General features: G+C 29.0%; 4 protein-coding genes and 1 pseudogene. All 5 read left to right on the forward strand.

Features of this window, described 5'->3' with window-relative positions:
- The first annotated feature begins 146 nt into the window (after nucleotides 1-146).
- Nucleotides 147-1,439 carry a diaminopimelate decarboxylase gene (gene lysA / locus E6248_RS12700; RefSeq protein ID WP_316341162.1) on the forward strand — a complete coding sequence of 431 codons (1,293 nt, stop codon included), beginning with the start codon at nucleotides 147-149 and terminating at the stop codon, nucleotides 1,437-1,439.
- Nucleotides 1,440-1,896: 457 nt separating this feature from the next.
- A complete protein-coding gene (locus tag E6248_RS12705) occupies nucleotides 1,897-2,121 on the forward strand; it encodes a DUF3006 domain-containing protein (RefSeq protein WP_316341163.1) in 225 nt (74 codons plus the stop codon).
- On the forward strand, nucleotides 2,121-2,654 hold the full coding sequence (gene lepB, locus E6248_RS12710) for a signal peptidase I (protein ID WP_316341164.1): 534 nt from the start codon (nucleotides 2,121-2,123) through the stop codon (nucleotides 2,652-2,654). The genes E6248_RS12705 and lepB overlap by 1 nt, the downstream gene beginning before the upstream one ends.
- 21 nt (nucleotides 2,655-2,675) lie before the next feature.
- Nucleotides 2,676-4,685 carry an ATP-dependent zinc metalloprotease FtsH gene (gene ftsH / locus E6248_RS12715; RefSeq protein ID WP_396335153.1) on the forward strand — a complete coding sequence of 670 codons (2,010 nt, stop codon included), beginning with the start codon at nucleotides 2,676-2,678 and terminating at the stop codon, nucleotides 4,683-4,685.
- Nucleotides 4,686-4,881: 196 nt separating this feature from the next.
- A pseudogene (locus E6248_RS12720) lies at nucleotides 4,882-5,169 on the forward strand (ATP-dependent DNA helicase); the annotation flags it as partial.

A 5,169-nucleotide genomic window follows, 5' to 3' on the forward strand; every position in this document is an offset into this window, starting at 1 on the left:
CCACTATGGAATTCCATAGTGGTTTTATTGTATAAGTTGTAAAAAAGATTCTATATTTTATTAGATTATATTTCGTATTAAAAGTAGTTAAGATATGAAGTTATATTAACTACTTTTATATAAAATAAAAAATTGGAGGTTGTTTTATGAAGTTATTTGGGGCCAGTAAGATAGAAGGAAGTGATTTATATATTGGAGGGGTCAAGGCCACTAGTCTTGCAAAGGAGTTTGGAACTCCATTATATGTCATGGATGAACAACTTTTATTAGATAATTGCAGGGGCTATATAAATGCATTTAGGGCTAAAGAAGAAAAAAATAGGGTTGCTTTTGCGGGAAAGGCTTTTTTAACTGTAGAAATGTGTAAACTTATCGATAGGGAAGGTTTATACTTAGATGTAGTTTCAGGTGGAGAGTTATATACTGCATATAAGGCTAATTTTCCTATGGAAAAAATATATTTTCATGGTAATAACAAAACATTAGATGAAATAGAATTAGGAGTTAAATTAGGGGTAGGAAGATTTATTGTAGACAATTTATGGGAAATGTCTAAGATAAATGAAGTAGCAGAAAAATGTAATAAGAAGCAAGATATATATTTAAGATTAACGCCTGGAATAGAAGCTCATACTCATGATTATATAAAGACAGGTCAGATTGATTCTAAGTTCGGATTTGCGCCTGTTGGAAACATAATCTTAGAGGCGGTAAAGCAAGGATTATCTTTAGAAAGTGTTAATTTGGTAGGATTACACTGTCATATAGGATCTCAAATATTTGAAACAGAACCTTTTAGAGATGCTGCAGAAGTTATGTTAAAGTTTATAAATGAAATAAAGCAAGAAACAGGACATTTAATAGAAGAATTAGATTTAGGTGGTGGATTTGGAATATATTATTCTGAGGGAGATAAGCCAAAATCAATTGAAGATTATTGTAATGTTATTTTAGATAGAGTTGATGAAGTTTGCAGGGAACTAAATTTAAAAAGACCTATATTAACTATTGAACCAGGTAGATCTATAGTAGCAAATGCAGGAACAACTTTATATACAGTAGGATCAATTAAGGAAATACCTGAAATAAGAAAGTATGTAGCTGTAGATGGTGGTATGACTGATAATATAAGACCTGCTCTTTATAGTGCAAAGTATGAGGCTTTTATAGCAAATAAAGCAGATTCACCTGCTAATGACAAGGTTACAGTAGCAGGGAAATGCTGTGAGTCTGGAGATATATTAATTAATGATATAGAAATTCAAAAAGCAGAAGGTGGAGATACATTAGCTGTTTTATCTACAGGAGCTTATGGGTTCTCAATGGCAAGTGGATATAATAGAATATTAAGACCGGCTGTAGTATTTGTTAGAAATGGAGAAGCAAGAGTAGTTTCTAAGAGACAAACTTATGAAGATCTAGTAAAAGATGAGATATAGAATGGATAATTTATAATGCATAATTGAGGAAAAAACTCCGCAGAAGTTTTGGAAATAAATTTATTCTTAATAATTCTCAAGGAATTACTTACTCAATTCTTCATTTTTTATTCCCAAAGGGTTGTTGTTTTGCGACAACTCTTTTTTGTTTATAAATTATGAATTATATATAAGTTGCAATAGAATTTTTATATTCTATTAAGCTCCTTCATATTTAAAATAGTTCAGTTAGGCAATTACGCAATCAACTTATATACAATTAAAAGAGTGATGGGGTCAATTAATGTACTTTACTTTCAAAAATATTTTTCGCTTAAAATAATATAAGTCCTTAAAGTGTAGATTATTTATTGAAACATATATATAATAGTATTTTAATTTTTAGTCTATTTAAAATTATTGTAAATATGTTATACTATAATATAAGCTAAAAAGAGAGGTGATTATTAGTATTAGGATGGAAAAATTGTTTTATACAGTAGATAGAATAGAAGGTAGTTATGCAATAATAGAGGATAAAGAAGAGAATATAATTAACGTAGAGATTATAAATATAAAAGGCAATTTAAAAGAGGGGGACGTTCTTTATAAAAAGGATGGCCTATATTTTATAGATGAAGAAGAAACTAGAAAAAGAAGTGAAGAAATAAATAATTTATTGAAAGGATTGTGGGAGGATTAATGGAAATTGATGAAAAAGAAGAAGTAACTAAAAAAAGTTTTATTAGTGAATGGGGAATTCCAATAATTTCTGCAATTATAATAGCATTTCTTATAAATAAATTTCTATTATTTAAAGTTATAATTCCATCAGAATCTATGGTACCTACTTTAAATGTTGATGATAGACTATTTGTAACAAGAGTTTATGATTTAGATAATTTAAAAAGAGGAGACATTGTAGTATTTTATTCAGAAGAGCTTCAAGCAGATTTAATAAAGAGATTAATAGGTCTACCTGGAGATAAGATTAAAATTGAAAATGGAATAGTTTCAGTTAATGGGGAAGTTTTAAAAGAAGATTATATCGGAACGGCAGATAATTTTAATGGGGAATATGAAGTTCCAGAAGGTAAGTATTTCTTCTTAGGGGATAATAGGCTTTGGTCAAAAGATTCAAGATATTGGATCAATCCTTATATCGATGGTGAAGATATAAGTGGAAAAGCTCAAATAAAAGTATATCCTTTTAGTGAAATAGGAAGGATAAAGTAGAGAATATAGAAAGGAAGAAATATGAATAATCAAAATACCGAAGAAAATAACAATAACGGAAAAAAGCAAAACGGAAGTATGTGGTATATAATTTTAGCATTTTTATTTTTATATGCATTTACCTCCACTAAGAATTTTATGACAACAGACGAAATAACATATAATAAATTTCTTTCTATGATACAAGAAGGTCAAGTAGAAAGTGTAATTATATCATCTGGAGAAATAAAAATTTTACCTAAAGAAGATGAGGATGAAAAATCAAATAGAAGGAAATTACTATACACTGGTAATGTAGATGACCCTAATTTAATAAATTTACTAAATGAAGCAGGGGTAGATTACAAAGCTGAACCAATTCAAAGTAATTTCATGTCTGATTTTATTTTTAATTGGGTTATAATGCCTTTAATATTATTTAGTATTTTCAGATTTGTGTTTGGAAGACTTGGAAAGAAAATGAGTATGGGTGGACCTATGATGGGCATGGGAAAAAGCAATGCTAAGGTCTATAAGGAAAATGATATAAAAATTACATTTAATGATGTTGCAGGTCAAGATGAGGCTAAAGAGTCATTAAAGGAGATAATAGATTATTTAAACCATGCAGAAAAATACATAGATATTGGAGCAAAGTTACCTAAGGGTGCCTTATTAGTTGGACCTCCTGGAACAGGAAAAACCTTACTTGCAAAGGCAGTTGCAGGTGAAGCAAATGTACCATTTTTATCAATTTCAGGTTCGAATTTTGTTGAAATGTTTGCTGGAATGGGAGCTGCTAAGGTTAGAGATTTATTCCAAGAAGCAGAAAAAAATGCTCCTTGTATAATATTTATAGACGAAGTAGATTCTATAGGTAAAAGCAGAGATTCTCAGCTTCAAACCAATGATGAAAGAGAACAAACTTTAAATCAACTATTAACTCAAATGGATGGTTTTGATTCTACAAAAGCTATAGTAGTCTTAGCTGCAACTAATAGACCAGAAATATTAGATAAGGCATTATTAAGACCAGGTAGATTTGATAGAAGAGTAATAGTAGATAGACCAGATTTAAAGGGTAGAATTGATATACTAAAAGTACACTCTAAAGGAGTAAAGCTTGGCGATGATGTAAGTCTAGAGGAAATTGCAAAGAGTACTCCTGGTGCTGTAGGTGCAGATTTAGCTAATATAGTTAATGAAGGTGCTTTAGCTGCTGTTAAAAATGGTAGAGAATTTGTAATGCAAGAAGATTTAAGAGAAGCTGTTGAAGTAATAATTGCAGGTAAAGAAAAGAAGGATAGAATATTATCTACTTTAGAGAAGAGAATAGTTGCTTTCCATGAAGTTGGGCATGCTCTTGTAGCAGCTCTTTTAGATAATACTGATCCTGTTCATAAAATAACTATAGTTCCAAGAACTATGGGGGCTTTAGGCTATACAATGCAACTTCCAGAAGAAGAAAAATATTTAGTTTCTAAAGAAGAACTAACTAATCAAATAATGGTTATGTTAGGTGGTAGATCTGCAGAAGAAGAAGTATTTAACTTAGTTTCAACTGGTGCATCTAATGATATAGAAAGAGCTACTCAAACTGCAAGAAGTATGGTAACAGTCTATGGTATGACAGATAAGTTTGATATGATGGCTTTAGAGTCAGTACAAAACAGATATTTAGATGGTAGAGCAGTTAGAGAATGTAGTGATCAAACATCTACATTAATAGATGAAGAAATTCTTAGCATAATTAGAACTTGTCATGAAAGTACTAGAAAGCTTTTAAGAGAAAATAGAGATTTATTAGATAAAATTTCTGAATACCTATTAGAAAAAGAAACAATTTTTGGTGATGAGTTTATGGAGTTTGTATTTGAAAAATATCCAGAGCTTAGATTGAAAAAAGGTAAAAAGGCAGATTCTGATAAGGATAAAAAAGAAAATAATATTATAGATGCTGATTCAGAAGAGATTGTTAATGTTGAATATATAGATTCTAATGAAAGAATTTTAGAGGATGGAGTTATTAACTCTACTTCAGAAGATATATAAGTTGAAAAATCTTTATATTTAATTAAACTTTATTTATATTAGAACAGTTAATTAATACTAATATTTATGAAACTTATATAGAAGTTTAAAATTTAAAAGTTAGTCAATACTAAGAGAGAGTGTGCATAATTTTGCTACACTCTTTCTTTGGTAAATAGATAAGGGGGATTAAACCTTGGATAGAATAGAATTATTAATGGAAGAAGAAAATTTACAAAAGACTTTAGATATATTAAATCAGGAAACTTTAAATTATATAGAAAAAAGAAAAGCTATAGCTGATTATATATTAGATTATAGAAAGAAATATATTGAAGAGTATAGAGATGATGAAGATAAGCTTATAGAGTATTTTGATCATGAAAGATATATTAAAGAAGAAAGTTATAAAACCATAGATAGAAAGCTAGGAGAATTTGTTAAACTTAAAGAATCACCTTACTTTGGTAAGGTAAATTTTATTGATGATGATATAGCTGAAAGT

The sequence above is a fragment of the Clostridium sp. genome, assembly GCF_032552055.1.
Lineage (GTDB): Bacteria > Bacillota > Clostridia > Clostridiales > Clostridiaceae > Clostridium.

What these genes read in the sequence shown, in the direction of transcription:
- lysA (WP_316341162.1), top strand. Translation starts at nt 147, where the DNA reads ATGAAGTTATTTGGGGCCAGTAAGATAGAAGGAAGTGATTTATATATT.
- E6248_RS12705 (WP_316341163.1), top strand. Translation starts at nt 1,897, where the DNA reads ATGGAAAAATTGTTTTATACAGTAGATAGAATAGAAGGTAGTTATGCA.
- lepB (WP_316341164.1), top strand. Translation starts at nt 2,121, where the DNA reads ATGGAAATTGATGAAAAAGAAGAAGTAACTAAAAAAAGTTTTATTAGT.
- ftsH (WP_396335153.1), top strand. Translation starts at nt 2,676, where the DNA reads ATGAATAATCAAAATACCGAAGAAAATAACAATAACGGAAAAAAGCAA.